This is a genomic window from Polaromonas sp. P1_G2, assembly GCF_056405515.1.
Genome location: NZ_JBFUBY010000101.1, coordinates 1 through 13,471, shown reverse-complemented (window position 1 = coordinate 13,471; position 13,471 = coordinate 1). Strand labels below are relative to the sequence as shown.

The window sequence follows — 13,471 nt, the reverse complement described above, 5'->3', positions numbered from 1 at the left end:
GCTTGATCTCATGGCCTGGGAGCTCAACATCAGGCCACGCAAGACCCTTGGCTGGAAAAGCCCTGCCGAGGTCTTCTTTAACAACAAGGCCATGCGAGACGCTGGCCTTATTCCGACTGTTGCACTTGGGGTTTGAATCCGCCCTTACTTTCTTTTGGCGAAGCAAAAGAAAGTGAGTTGCTGCCGGCAACCCCGGCCAGCAGATCTCAGAAGAAACAGCCTGCCGCCGGGCAACCCAACCCCGGCGCCCTCAGCAGAGAGAACAGACCCCCCAACCCCAATTCCGAAAACAGAGTGGTGAATCCCCACCTGTTCGAGTCAATCGCTTTCAACCTTTCTCCTTACAGTTTTCCCCAAAGACCGTCTTTGCCGACGACCGGCGGCCGCCCATGCCCGGCGCGACCGCCAGCCAGCCTTTCTTGCAGGCGCCGCCCAGCGGCAACCGCGGGAAGGGCCGGGTGGCAAGACAGGCCGGTGCCACCCAGAGCGCCAAGAGACAACCCTAGCCACAACCGGATCGACCATCGCCATGCCAGAAAACAAATACCTCGTCAGAGCGCCGCTGCTGGACCCCAAACAACAGGTGGCAGGCTACAGGCTGGCCTGGCAGGGTTCGGCCCCTACCGACGCGCGGGAAGACGTGCGCCAGTTGCTGGACTTTGTGGGCGAGCGTGCCCAGGCGGCTGAGCTTGGTTTGCTGTTTCTCGATGCCGATCACGGCGTGCCGCCGGGCGGCCTGTCGGTCGGCCAGGCGCCGCCGAACACGGTGCTGATGCTGGACTGTGCCGACCTGGCGGAAGACTGCCTGGCCGGCATGGCCTCGATGCGTGAGCAAGGCCTGCGCCTGGCGCTGCGCGGCGCGGACCTGGCATTCATGGAAACACATGCCGAGACGCTGGTTCCCTTGGCCACGCACCTCGAACTGCCGCTGGGCCACCCGGATTTTGCGGCGCTCAGCAACCTGGCAAAGCAGGCCGAGCCGCCGCTGTCCGTGGTGGTGCAGGATTTCCCGGGCTGGCGCGAGTTCGACATGTCGGCCGCGCACGGCGTGGGTGGCTTCTTCCAGCAGCTGTGCACCACGCCGCGGCCCCAGAACAACGCGGGTGCCTTGAGCCCGCAGGCGATCTTCATCCTGCAGCTGATGCAGATGGTCCAGGAAAACGCCGACGTGCGGCACATCGAGGGCGTGCTCAAGCGCGACGCGGCGCTGTCGTACAAGCTCTTCCGCTACATCAACTCACCGGGCTTCGGCATCGAGGTCGAGATCGAATCGCTGCGCCACGCGGTGACCATGCTGGGCTACACCCCGCTGTTCCGCTGGCTGTCGGTGCTGCTGGCCACGACCAACACGGCGGGCTATTCCCACGCCCTGCTGCAGGCCGCCATCGTGCGCGGGCGTTTTGCCGAGCTGCTGGGCAAGGACTTGCTGCCGCGCGCCGAGGCCGAGCACCTGTTTTTTGTCGGCATGTTCTCGCTTCTGGACCAACTGCTGGGCATTCCGCTCGAAAAAGTGGTGAGCCAGATCCTGCTGCCCGAGCCGGTGGTGCAGGCGCTGGTCAGCCGCGAAGGGGTTTATGGGCCTTTCCTGCAGCTGGTGGAAGCCGGTGAGCAACGGAATGGGCGGATTGTGGAATTGGCTGAGGCGCTGTTTATGACGTCTACGCGCGTTAATCAGGCGCATCTGGCGGCGCTGGCATGGGCTCATACCGTCACCATTTAGCAGACAGAGCCGCTCAGAAACCCTCCTGGCGTTGTTGTGGCCGCCTTGCCGTGCCTTTAGCACTGTCTGCGGCGTCACGCCTAGCCAGGACCGCTTCGCTGGGTTTCTGAGCAGCTCTTGACCCTGCGGGTGCAAGTCGGGTGCGACCCCTTGTAGTGCCGGCGGTTCTGCCTCAGCGGATTGCCAAGCCATACCCAGAGAAGCGGGTGTTTTCTCATGCTTTTCGGCCCATGACGCAGAGCGCTGTCTTTGTACATTGAGCATGTCTCATTTGCCTGCTGCCAAGGCGCGCGCGTCGTGCGTGCGATGACCTGAAAACCTATGAATACACCTCTGCATGGCGCAACGGCCTCGTCGGCCGGTCCGGATTTCCTCCTGACGGACCATGATTTTTCGAAAATCCGCACGCTGATCCACCAGCGGGCCGGCATTGCCCTGAGCTCGCAAAAAAGGCAGATGGTCTACAGCCGGCTGGCGCGGCGCTTGCGCGAGTTGCGGCTGACGGAGTTCGCGACTTACCTGCGTTTCCTCGAGGCCGACCCGAATGGCGACGAGTGGCAGCAGTTCACCAATGCGCTGACCACCAACCTCACAGCCTTCTTCCGCGAAGCCCACCATTTCCCGGTGCTGGCCGAGCATGCGAAGAAATGCCCCAAGCCGCTGAGCGTTTGGTGCTCGGCCGCCTCCACGGGCGAGGAGCCGTATTCGATTGCCATGACCTTGATCGAGGCGCTGGGCGATCGCGCCGCGGGCGCTGCCGCCAGCGTGATGGCCACCGACATCGACACCCAGGTGCTGGCCAAGGCGCAGGCCGGGATCTTCACGATGGAGCAGGTCAGCAAGCTCTCGCCGGTGCGGCTCAAGCGCTTTTTCCTGAAGGGCGCGGGTGCGCAGGCCGGCAAGGTGCGGATCCGGCCCGAGGTCGCGGCCATGGTGAAGTTCGAGCAGCTGAACCTGCTCGACGCCAAGTGGGCGCTGCGCGAGCCTTTCGACGCGATCTTCTGCCGCAATGTGATGATCTATTTCGACAAGCCAACGCAGGGCCGCATCCTGCAGCGATTCGCGCCGCTGATGAAGCCGCACGGCCTGCTGTTCGCCGGGCATTCGGAAAACTTCTCGTTTGCCGGCGACATCCTGCGCCTCAAGGGCCAGACGGTGTACGAGCTGGTGGCGCCCGGCGCTAAAGCCGACAAAGCCTGGGAAGCCGCGCCATGACCGCGGCGCACCGGGAGACGGTGGCCACCCACCATTATTTCGACCGCGAGTTCGGCATCTCGGCGGTCAAGCTGCTGCCCGGCGAATACTTTGTGACCGCCAGCGACATGGTGCTGACCACGGTGCTGGGCTCCTGCGTCTCGGCCTGCGTGCGCGACACCACGGCCGGCATAGGCGGCATGAACCATTTCATGCTGCCCGAAGACGCCGACCCGTCCTCGCGCGGCGCGGCCGCCTCCATGCGCTACGGCGCCTACGCCATGGAGATGCTGCTCAACGAACTGTTTAAAGCCGGTGCCCGGCGCGAGCGGCTGGAGGCGAAAGTCTTCGGCGGCGGCGCGGTGCTGGCCAACATGACCTTGCTCAACATCGGCGAGCGCAATGCCGACTTTGTGCTGCGTTATCTGCAGATGGAACAGGTGCGCGTGGCCGCCCAGGACCTGCGCGGTAACTATCCGCGCCGCATCAACTACTTCCCGGCGAGCGGCAAGGTCACCATGCGCAAGCTGCGCCAGCAGGACGACGTGGCGCTGGTGCGCGACGAGGAACAGGCGCTGGCCGCCAACCTGAGCCGGCCGGCACGCCGCAGCAACGTCGAAATCTTCAATACCGACCTGGCCCGCAATGTGGCCAACAAGAATGCGTGGGCCCTATGAGCGTGAACAAGATCAAGGTGCTGTGCGTCGACGACTCGGCGCTGATACGCAGCCTGATGACCGAGATCATCAACAGCCAGCCCGACATGGTGGTGGTGGCCACGGCCTCGGACCCGCTGGTCGCGCGCGACCTGGTCAAGCAGCACAACCCCGACGTGATGACGCTGGACGTGGAAATGCCGCGCATGGACGGGCTGGAGTTCCTGGAGAAACTCATGCGCCTGCGGCCCATGCCGGTGGTCATGGTGTCCTCGCTGACCGAGCGCGGCTCGGAGGCCGCGCTGCGCGCGCTCGAACTGGGCGCCATCGACTTCGTGACCAAGCCGCGCCTGGGCATACGCGACGGCCTGCTGTCCTATACCGACCTGATCGCCGGCAAGATCCGCATCGCGGCGGCCGCCAAGCTGCTGCCGGCCCGGCGCCCGGCGCCCACGGGCGGCGCGGGCGGCGGCGAGGCGCCCCTGCTGCACAGCCCGCTGCTGAGCACCGAAAAACTCATCATCATCGGCGCCTCCACCGGCGGCACCGAAGCAATCCGCGAAGTGCTGCAGCCTCTGCCGCCCGACAGCCCGGCCATCCTGATCGCCCAGCACATGCCGGCGGGATTTACCAATTCCTTCGCGCAGCGCCTCAACGGCCTGTGCCGCATCAAGGTCTCCGAAGCCGTGCACGGCGAGCGTGTGCTGCCCGGCCATGCCTATATCGCGCCGGGCGGTTTCCATCTGTCGCTCACGCGCAGCGGCGCCAACTACATGGCCCAGGTCGACCAGGAGCCGCCGGTGAACCGGCACCGGCCCTCGGTCGACGTGCTGTTTGATTCGGCCGCGCGCCACGCCGGCAAGAACGCCATCGGCGTGATCCTGACCGGCATGGGCCGCGACGGCGCCGAGGGCCTGATGCGCATGCGCCAGGCGGGCGCGCACACGCTGGCGCAGGACGAGGCCAGCTGCGTGGTCTTTGGCATGCCGCGCGAGGCCATCGCGCTGGGCGCGGTGAACGAGGTGGTGCCGCTGCAGGAGATGAGCCAGCGCGTGCTGGCCCACCTGCGCTCCTTCGGGGAGCGGGCGAACCGGGTGTAGTGATTTTTTCGGGGCTTCCGGCCGGCGCTCTTTTCAAGCGTGGCGCTTTCCGGATGACATGTGTTTGAGCGTTGATCGTGAATATTGGAGTGAGTGAAGTGGTTGATAAAAACATCAAAATCCTGGTCGTGGATGACTTCCCGACCATGCGCCGGATTGTCCGCAATCTGCTCAAGGAACTGGAATTCGTCAATGTCGACGAGGCCGAGGACGGCGCCGCGGGCCTGGAGAAGGTCAAGGCCGGAAACTACGGCTTTGTGGTGTCCGACTGGAACATGCCCAACATGGACGGCCTGGCCATGCTGCAGGCCATACGCGCCGACCCGCAGTTCGTGAAGCTGCCGGTGCTCATGGTGACGGCCGAGGCCAAGAAGGAAAACATCATCGCGGCGGCCCAGGCCGGCGCCAACGGTTATGTGGTCAAGCCCTTCACCGCCGTGACGCTCGAAGAGAAGATCAACAAGATCTTCGAAAAAATCGAGAAGGAAGGCGCCTGATATGTCGCAAGAAGCACATCAACATCCCGTGCTCCATGCGGCGGCGGCCAGCGATTCGGCCGAACAGCTGGTCAACCGCATAGGCCATTTGACGCGCCAGATGCGCGAAGGCATGCGCGAGCTCGGGCTGGACAAAAGCATCGCGCGCGCCGCCGAGGCAATCCCCGACGCGCGCGACCGCCTGAGCTATGTGGCGCAGATGACCGAACGCGCGGCCGAAAGGGCGCTCAACGCCATCGACGTGGCCCAGCCCATCCAGGAGAATTTGTCGAAACAGGCGACGGCGCTGGGCAAGCGCTGGGACGTCTGGTTCGACAGCCCGCTGGAACTCGACGACGCGCGCGAACTCGTCAAGGACACGCGCGGCTACCTGGCCGACGCGCCGCAGCAGGCCAGCGCTACCAACGCCCAGCTCATGGAAATCATGATGGCCCAGGACTTCCAGGACCTGACCGGCCAGGTCATCAAGAAGATGATGGACGTGATCAAGGACATGGAGACGCAGCTGCTGCAGCTGCTGATCGACAACGCACCGCCTGAGAAGCGCCAGGATGCGGGGCATGGGCTGCTGAATGGGCCGCAGATCAAGATTGGGAATGCGGATGCGGTTGATGGGCAAGGGCAAGTAGACGACCTGCTCGCCAGCCTCGGGTTCTAGCCACTTCAAGCGCCGCTGGCCCCCATCCCAACCTTCCCCCAGAGGGGGAAGGAGTAAGCATCAGGCCCTTCCTATTACCCAAAGAACAGCCCGATACCCAGCCTATTTCCCTGATCGATTTCAGGTCTCCCCTCCAATAATTCTCAAGACAGGGCGCCCCTTGCGCCCGACGCTGCGGAGTATGGATGGCGGAAGAAAGTGATCTCGAAAAAACCGAACCGGCCTCGCCCCGGCGCCTGGAAAAGGCGCGCGAAGAAGGCCAGGTCGCGCGGTCGCGGGAGCTTGTCACCTTTGTCATGCTCACGACGGGCGTGGGCGGCCTGTGGATGCTGGGCGAGATGATGGGCGGGCACTTCAACAGCGCGCTGCGCAACGGCCTGCAGTTCGAGCGCGCCTCGGCCTTCGACCCCTCGCACATGATGAACCAGGCCGGCGGTGCGCTGCTGCATGCCGCGCAGGCGCTGCTGCCGGTGCTGCTGATGATGCTGGTGGCCGCGCTGGTGGCGCCCATGCTGCTGGGCGGCTGGCTGCTGTCGGCGCAGTCGCTGGCACCGAATTTCTCCAAGCTCAATCCCATCGCGGGCATAGGCCGCATGTTCTCGGTCGAGTCGCTGGCCGAACTCGCCAAGACATTGCTCAAGTCCCTGCTGGTGGGCGGTGTCGCCTGGTGGGTCATCGCCGACGACCTGGGCGCCATCATGGGCCTGATGCGCGAGCCCGCGCATGCCGCGCTGCCGCACACCCTGCACCTGGTGGCGGTGAGCTGCGCGCTGATCATCGCCTCGCTGCTGCTGGTGGCCGGCATCGACGTGCCCTACCAGCTCTGGAGCCACGCGCGCAAGCTGCGCATGTCGCGCGAGGACCTGCGCCAGGAGAACAAGGAAAGCGAGGGCGACCCGCACGTCAAGGCGCAGATACGCCGGCAGCAGCAACAGATGGCCAAGCGCCGCATGATGGCAGAGGTGCCCAAGGCCGACATCATCGTCACCAACCCCACGCACTTCGCCGTAGCCCTGAAGTACGTCGACAAGGACATGCGCGCGCCGCGCGTGATCGCCAAGGGAACCGACCTGGTGGCCCTGCGCATACGCGCCATGGCCGAAGAGCACAAGATCCCGGTGCTGGAAGCGCCGCCGCTGACGCGCGCGCTGTACCGCCACACCAAGCTTGGCGATGAAATCCCGGCGGCGCTGTACTCGGCCGTGGCCGAGGTGCTGGCCTGGGCCTACCAGCTGCAGCGCGCAGCCGAGGGCGGCGCCGTGCCGCCGCGCGCGCCGCGCGACCTGCCGGTGCCTGAGTCGCTCGATCCGCACACTGTGCAAGCCGCGCCTGCCACAACTGCCCTGCTGGGGAGCGCCGCATGACGCTGGTCGACGACCTGATGCGGCTGCCGCGCCAGATGATGGCCGGCGGCAAGGGCAAGGGCCTGGCCGGCCCGGTGCTGATCATCCTGATCCTCAGCATGATGGTGCTGCCGCTGCCACCGTTTTTGCTGGACCTGCTGTTCACCTTCAACATCGCGCTGTCCATCATGGTGCTGCTGGTCAGCATGTACACCATGAAGGCGCTGGACTTCGCGGCCTTCCCGGCCGTGCTGCTGTTCACCACCTTGCTGCGCCTGTCGCTCAACGTCGCCTCCACGCGCGTGGTGCTGATGGAAGGCCACACCGGGCCGGACGCGGCGGGCAAGGTCATCGAGGCCTTCGGCCACTTCCTGGTCGGCGGCAACTTCGCGGTCGGCGTGATGGTCTTCATCATCCTGGTGGTGATCAACTTCATGGTCATCACCAAGGGCGCGGGCCGTATCGCCGAGGTGGGCGCGCGCTTCACGCTGGACGCGATGCCGGGCAAGCAGATGGCCATCGACGCCGACCTCAACGCCGGCCTGATCGGCGAGGACGTGGCGCGCAAGCGCCGCGCCGAAGTCGCGCAGGAGGCCGACTTCTACGGCTCCATGGACGGCGCCAGCAAGTTCGTGCGCGGCGACGCCGTGGCCGGCCTGCTGATCCTGGTGATCAACATCATCGGCGGGCTGATCGTCGGCATGGCCCAGCACGGGCTGGATTTTTCGCAGGCGGCCACGACTTACACGCTGCTGGCCATCGGCGACGGCCTGGTCGCGCAGATCCCGGCGCTGGTGATCTCCACCGCGGCGGGTGTCATCGTCTCGCGCGTCACCACCGATGAGGACGTGGGCGGCCAGCTCACGGGCCAGCTGTTCGCGAACCCGCAGGTGCTGTTCCTRACGGCCGGCGTGATCGGCCTGATGGGCCTGATCCCGGGTATGCCCAACCTGGCCTTTTTGATCATCGCCGGCGGCCTGGTCTGGCTGGGGCGGCGCATCATGCGGCGCGCCGCCACGAGCGGGGCTACCGCCGCCGAAGCGCCGCCGCCGCCGGCCCCCGCCGAATCGCAGGAGGCCAGCTGGGACGACGTGGCGCTGGTCGACCCGTTGGGGCTGGAGGTCGGCTACCGGCTGATCTCGCTGGTCGACAAAAGCCAGAACGGCGAGCTGCTGGGCCGCATCAAAAGCATACGCAAGAAGTTCGCGCAGGACATCGGCTTCCTGGTGCCGGTGGTCCACATCCGCGACAACCTGGAGATCAAGCCCAATGCCTACGTGCTCAAGCTCAAGGGCGTGCAGATCGGCCAGGGCGAGGCCTTCCCGGGCCAGTGGATGGCGATCAACCCGGGCCAGGTCAGCGCCAGCCTGCCGGGCACGCAGACGCGCGACCCGGCCTTCGGCCTGCCCGCCGTCTGGATAGACAGCGGCCTGCGCGAGCAGGCGCAGATCTACGGCTACACCGTGGTCGACGCCAGCACCGTGGTGGCCACGCACCTGAATCACCTGATCCACGCACACGCGGCCGAGCTGCTGGGCCGGCAGGAAGTGCAGCAGCTGCTGGACCGCATCGCCAAGGAATCGCCCATGCTGGYGCAAGACCTGGTGCCCAAGACCCTGTCGCTCACGACGCTGCAGAAGGTGCTGCAGAACCTGCTCGACGAAAGCGTGCCGATACGCGACATGCGCACCATCCTCGACGTGCTGGCCGAGAACGCCCCCACGGTGAGCGACACCACCGAGCTGACCTCGCTGATACGCCTGGCGCTGTCGCGCGCCATCGTCCAGCATATTTTCCCGGGCGAGGAGGAACTGCAGGTCATTGGCCTGGACAGCTCGCTCGACCGCGTGCTGCTGCAGGCCCTGAGCAACAGCGCCGGCCTGGAGCCGGGCCTGGCCGACAGGCTGCTGCGCGAAGCCCAGCAGGCCATGGACCGGCAAGCCGGCCTGGGCCTGGCCCCCGTGCTGGTGGTGCAGCACCCATTGCGCGTGCTGCTGGCGCGCTTCCTGCGCCGCAGCCTGCCGCAACTCAAGGTGCTGTCGCACGCTGAGATACCCGACACCCGCACCATCAAAGTGACCGCCACGATTGGAGCCGCCCTGTGAACACCCCGAATTCCGCCGACGCCGCGACCACCTGCCAGGTCGTCGCGCCCTCCAGCCGCGAGGCGCTGCGCCTGGTGCGCGAACGCCTGGGCCCTGATGCCGTGGTGCTGTCGAACCGCGTGACGGCCGGGGGCGTGGAAGTTGTCGCGGCGCTGGAAGGCTTCGCTGTCGTGCCCGCCGCCGTGCCCGTCGCCGCTCCCGTTGCAGCAGCCGCGCCATCCCGGCCCATCAGCTCTCCGCCCGCAGCCGAAAGCGAGGCCGTGCTGCGCGAGATCCATTCCATGCGCGGCATGATCGAGGAGCAGCTCGCCGGCATAGCCTGGAACGACAAGCAGCGCCGTGACCCGGTGCGCGGCCATTTGCTGCGCACCTTGCTGGGCGCGGGCTTCAGCGCGCGCCTGGCGAAAGACATCCTGCAGGACCTGCCCACGGGCCAGAGCCACGCGCTCGGCATGGACTATGCGAAGGCCGAGCTCGCGCGCCGCATGCCGCTGCTCGAGGACGAAGGCGCGCTGCTCGACGAGGGCGGCGTGTATGCGCTCATGGGGCCGACCGGCGTGGGTAAGACCACCACCACCGCCAAGCTCGCGGCGCGCTGCGTGATGCGCTTCGGCGCCGACAAGCTGGCCCTGGTCACCACCGACAGCTACCGCATAGGCGCGTACGAGCAGCTGCGCATCTACGGCCAGATCCTGGGCGTGGCGGTGTACGCGGTGAAGGACGCGGCCGACCTGGATCGGGTGCTGGCCGGCCTGCGCGACAAACACATGGTGCTGATAGACACGGTGGGCATGAGCCAGCGCGACCGCGCCGTCGCCGGGCAGATCGCGATGCTCTGCGGGGCCAACCGCCCCGTCAAGCGCCTGCTGCTGCTCAATGCCTCCAGCCACGGCGACACCCTCAACGAAGTCGTGCAGGCCTACCGCCACGGCGAACGCCCTGCCGGCGACTGGGACCTGGCGGGCTGCATCTTCACCAAGGTCGACGAGGCCACGCACCCCGGCGCGCTGATCGACATGGCGATACGCCACCAGCTGCCGGTGCATTACATCTCCAGCGGCCAGAAAGTCCCCGAGCACCTGGTGCCGGCCGACGGCAAGGCCCTGGTCGACAGCGTGTTCCAGGCCGGCAGCCGCAGCGCACTGTTTGTGCCTGGCGAATCCGACCTCGCCGAAAACCCCGCAGCCGACGGCGATGCGGAGCGCGCGGCGGCGGAAGCCGCGAAGGCTGAAGAGGCCAGCGAACGCCTGCGCGCGCAATGCCGGCAGCTGATTCAGGCTCTCACGCACAACGCGCAGGAGCTTGCGGCCAACGCGGCCGCGCTGTCGCAGGGCGGCATAGGCTTTGAGGAAACCCGCGCGCTGTGGCGGCAGTTGTCCGCCCCCGCGGGCGCGGAGGGCGAAACAGCTGAGCAAGGCGAGCAGCGCGTGTCGCACGCGCTGAGCTTCCAGGCGATTGACGACGCCGCCGCGCTGTGCGGCGACTATGTGCTGGCCGTGGGGGGTGAAGCGCGCCTGGTTTCTCAAGAGGGTGAAGCACCGCAATCACTCGCCAGCACGCTGCTGCTGTCCGACCGCACGGGCCAGGTTTTTGCGGCGCCGCTGCAAGGCCCCGCCGATGCGCAGCAGCCGGCCGGCTGGGCGCTGCAACCCGCGCTCGACAAAACCGTGGTCCACCTGTTCGCGCGTGTGCCCGACGCCAAGCTGATCCGGCAGTGGCAGGACGAAGGGCGCGCCTGGGCGGCGGCAGGCAGTTCGGCGCTGCGCATCGTCGATGCGGACACCGGCGCGCGCGGCACGCTGGCCAGGCTGGCCGCGGGCCTTGCCTTCGGCACGGCGCTGCCCGTGGTCTACCGCAAGAAGGCGGCCTTCATGTCGGTGGCGGAGGCGCGCATCAGCCTGCGGCCCGAGCTGGACGACATGGCGCCGGGCACGCAGCCGCCCCTGCCGGTACTGCGCTGCGTGGTCAGGCGCATGGTCGATGCCGTGACCGGCAAGCTGCTGGCGCACAGCTATGTGCTGGCCGGCGAAGGCGTGCGCGCCCCGGCACGGCGCATGGCGCAGTGGCCCAGCTGGCGCAGCGCCGCCGAACCCTATTTCAAACTGCTGGGCCAGGGCATCGGCCAGATGGACGCGGCCGCCGTGCCGGCGCGCCGGCTGATCGCCGGCCAGGCTTGCGCCACGGTGTTCCTGCTGCAAGGCCTGCAGGACGGCTGGGCCGAGACGGCGCGGCGCGCGCTGGCGCAGCTGGCCGGTCGCGCGGTGCGCCCGGGCCGTCCGGTGCCGGCCGCCGTGCTCTTCGAAGGCCTGGGCAAGCTGTTGGTGCTGCTCGACGCGCTGGAATTGGAGGGGGTAGGCGAAGGCGTTGCGCCTTCGCCCGCGCCCCTGCCCGCGGCGCGAGGCTGAGGAACCCGCCGTGAAAAAACCGGTGAGCGACCAGGCCGACGGCCTCAGGCGCCTGATGGCGAACAGCCCGGGGCGGCTGCTGGCTTTTGTCGGCGCTGCGCCCGGCGTGGGCGTGAGCAGCGTCACCATGAACCTCGCGGCGGCGCTGGCCCGGCTGGGCCAGGACGTGCAGGTGATCGACGAGCGCGGCGATGCGCCGCCAGCTTATGCGCGCTTGCAGGGCCGGCTGGTGCTGGTCGATGCGCGGCTGGACGGCGAGGGCCTGCTCTCGCCGCTGGCCGCCCAGGCCGACGAGCTGGTGGTGGTGCTGCGGCCGCAGGTCGAGGCCATCACGGCCGCCTATGCCTGCATCAAGCGGCTGCAGCAGGCGCATGCCTTGCGGCGCATGCGCGTGCTGGTCAACCACGCGGCGGGCGCGAACGATGCCAGCCGCATCCTGGCCAACCTGGCCAGCGTCGCGAAGAGCTATCTCGCGCTGGCGCTGGAGCCGGCCGGCTGCATATGCGAGGACGTGCAATTGGCGCAGGCGCGCTGGCTCAACATGAGCGTGGTGGAAGCCTTCCCGGGCAGCCCTGCCGCGCTGGACGTGGACCGGCTTGCGGCGGACGTGCTGCGCTGGCCCGCGCCGCCCGGCGTGCCCGGCGTGACTGGCGAAGTGCCCGCCCGCCGGATGTCCCCGGCCGCTGCCTGACCCCCAGACCCTTCAAGAAGCAGGAGGCATCCCCTATGTCCATGTACACCCCCCAGGGAAAACTGGCCCAGTCCGCCCCGTCGGAGCTGCTGGCCCAGCACGCGCCGCTGGTGCGCAGGCTGGCGCTGCAGCTGATCGCCAGGCTGCCGGCCAGCGTTGAGCTGGACGACCTGATCCAGGTCGGCATGATGGGCCTGCTGGACGCGGCCGAAAAATACCAGGACGACCAGGGCGCGAAGTTCGAGACCTACGCGAGCCAGCGCATACGCGGTGCCATGCTCGACGAACTGCGCGCCAACGACTGGGTGTCGCGCGGCCTGCGCAAGTCCTCGCGCGGCGTCTCCATGGCGGTGCGCGCGCAGGAGCAGAAGCTGGGCCGCGCGCCCAATGAACGCGAGATCGCCCAGGAACTGGAACTGCCGCTGGAGGCCTACCAGCAGCTGCTGAATGAGATACACGGCTGCCAGCTCGTCTATTACGAGGACTTCGACCGCGGCGACGGCGAGAAGCGCGAGAACAATTTCCTGGACCGCCAGGACCACGGCGACCGCGTGCTGGCCGACGAACCGCTGACGCAGCTGCTGCAGGGCGACTTCCGGCGCCAGCTGGTGGCGGCCATAGGCGAGCTGCCCGAGCGCGAGCAGCTGTTGCTGAGCCTGTATTACGACGAAGAGCTGACCTTGCGCGAGATCGGTGCGGTGCTGGATGTGACCCAGTCGCGGGTCTGCCAGCTGCACAGCCAGGCTATCAGCCGGCTGCGGGCTAGCCTGGCCGCGTTGCTGGGGCTGGAGCCGGCGCCGGCGCCGCGCAAGTCCGCAGCGGTGGCCGCTGCTGCCCGCCCCCGGGTTGCGAGGGCTATGTCATGAGGCGCTTGCCCTCTGCTTAGGGTTGCTGGCCGGGGTTGCCGGCAGCAACTCACTTTCTTTTGCTTCGCCAAAAGAAAGTAAGGGCGGATTCAAGGACCAAGTGCAACACTTCCAATCCAAGAGGAGTTGCATGACAAGAACATATCGACAATTGAGTGCCGAAGAGCGAGGCACGGTAATGGGCATGAAGCTGCACAATTGCAGCATCCGCAAGATTGCCAGAGTGCTGGGCTGGG

The 13,471-nt window shown here is 67.1% G+C and carries 11 protein-coding genes; all 11 read left to right on the top strand.

Features of this window, described 5'->3' with window-relative positions; genetic code table 11:
• Nucleotides 1–529: 529 nt before the first annotated feature.
• The 11 genes from AC1D0P_RS12510 (at nt 530) to AC1D0P_RS12460 (ending at nt 13,235) form a co-directional block, all read left to right on the top strand.
• A complete protein-coding gene (locus AC1D0P_RS12510) occupies nt 530–1,720 on the top strand; it encodes an EAL and HDOD domain-containing protein (protein WP_477677033.1) in 1,191 nt (396 codons plus the stop codon).
• Between the two features lie 321 nt (nt 1,721–2,041).
• On the top strand, nt 2,042–2,935 hold the full coding sequence (locus AC1D0P_RS12505) for a CheR family methyltransferase (protein WP_477677032.1): 894 nt from the start codon (nt 2,042–2,044) through the stop codon (nt 2,933–2,935).
• Nucleotides 2,932–3,591: a chemoreceptor glutamine deamidase CheD gene (cheD, locus tag AC1D0P_RS12500; RefSeq protein ID WP_477677031.1), complete on the top strand. Its 660-nt coding sequence runs from the start codon at nt 2,932–2,934 to the stop codon at nt 3,589–3,591. Before AC1D0P_RS12505 ends, cheD begins: the two co-directional genes overlap by 4 nt.
• The gene (locus AC1D0P_RS12495; protein WP_477677030.1) at nt 3,588–4,670 is read left to right on the top strand and encodes a protein-glutamate methylesterase/protein-glutamine glutaminase; all 1,083 of its coding nucleotides are present in this window, start codon (nt 3,588–3,590) and stop codon (nt 4,668–4,670) included. The genes cheD and AC1D0P_RS12495 overlap by 4 nt, the downstream gene beginning before the upstream one ends.
• A 98-nt stretch (nt 4,671–4,768) precedes the next feature.
• Entirely contained in the window at nt 4,769–5,167 is a 399-nt protein-coding gene (cheY, locus tag AC1D0P_RS12490; protein WP_436158038.1) for a chemotaxis response regulator CheY, read from the top strand.
• 1 nt (nt 5,168) lies between these two features.
• Nucleotides 5,169–5,825, top strand: coding sequence for a protein phosphatase CheZ (gene cheZ, locus AC1D0P_RS12485; RefSeq protein WP_477677029.1), 657 nt, complete (start codon nt 5,169–5,171; stop codon nt 5,823–5,825).
• A 185-nt stretch (nt 5,826–6,010) separates the two neighbouring features.
• The gene (flhB, locus tag AC1D0P_RS12480; protein ID WP_477677028.1) at nt 6,011–7,189 is read left to right on the top strand and encodes a flagellar biosynthesis protein FlhB; all 1,179 of its coding nucleotides are present in this window, start codon (nt 6,011–6,013) and stop codon (nt 7,187–7,189) included.
• 17 nt (nt 7,190–7,206) lie between these two features.
• Nucleotides 7,207–9,273 carry a flagellar biosynthesis protein FlhA gene (flhA, locus tag AC1D0P_RS12475; protein WP_477677035.1) on the top strand — a complete coding sequence of 689 codons (2,067 nt, stop codon included), beginning with the start codon at nt 7,207–7,209 and terminating at the stop codon, nt 9,271–9,273.
• Nucleotides 9,270–11,678, top strand: a complete 2,409-nt coding sequence (flhF, locus tag AC1D0P_RS12470) for a flagellar biosynthesis protein FlhF (RefSeq protein ID WP_477677027.1) — start codon at nt 9,270–9,272, stop codon at nt 11,676–11,678. Before flhA ends, flhF begins: the two co-directional genes overlap by 4 nt.
• Before the next feature lie 10 nt (nt 11,679–11,688).
• On the top strand, nt 11,689–12,369 hold the full coding sequence (locus AC1D0P_RS12465) for a MinD/ParA family ATP-binding protein (RefSeq protein WP_477677026.1): 681 nt from the start codon (nt 11,689–11,691) through the stop codon (nt 12,367–12,369).
• A gap of 41 nt (nt 12,370–12,410) precedes the next feature.
• Nucleotides 12,411–13,235: an RNA polymerase sigma factor FliA gene (locus AC1D0P_RS12460; RefSeq protein ID WP_477677034.1), complete on the top strand. Its 825-nt coding sequence runs from the start codon at nt 12,411–12,413 to the stop codon at nt 13,233–13,235.
• Nucleotides 13,236–13,471: the final 236 nt, after the last annotated feature.

Excerpts from the sequence above, each read along its gene's own strand:
- AC1D0P_RS12460 (WP_477677034.1), top strand. The coding sequence starts at position 12,411 with ATGTACACCCCCCAGGGAAAACTGGCCCAGTCCGCCCCGTCGGAGCTG.
- cheZ (WP_477677029.1), top strand. The coding sequence starts at position 5,169 with ATGTCGCAAGAAGCACATCAACATCCCGTGCTCCATGCGGCGGCGGCC.
- cheD (WP_477677031.1), top strand. The coding sequence starts at position 2,932 with ATGACCGCGGCGCACCGGGAGACGGTGGCCACCCACCATTATTTCGAC.
- AC1D0P_RS12505 (WP_477677032.1), top strand. The coding sequence starts at position 2,042 with ATGAATACACCTCTGCATGGCGCAACGGCCTCGTCGGCCGGTCCGGAT.
- AC1D0P_RS12495 (WP_477677030.1), top strand. The coding sequence starts at position 3,588 with ATGAGCGTGAACAAGATCAAGGTGCTGTGCGTCGACGACTCGGCGCTG.
- flhB (WP_477677028.1), top strand. The coding sequence starts at position 6,011 with ATGGCGGAAGAAAGTGATCTCGAAAAAACCGAACCGGCCTCGCCCCGG.
- AC1D0P_RS12510 (WP_477677033.1), top strand. The coding sequence starts at position 530 with ATGCCAGAAAACAAATACCTCGTCAGAGCGCCGCTGCTGGACCCCAAA.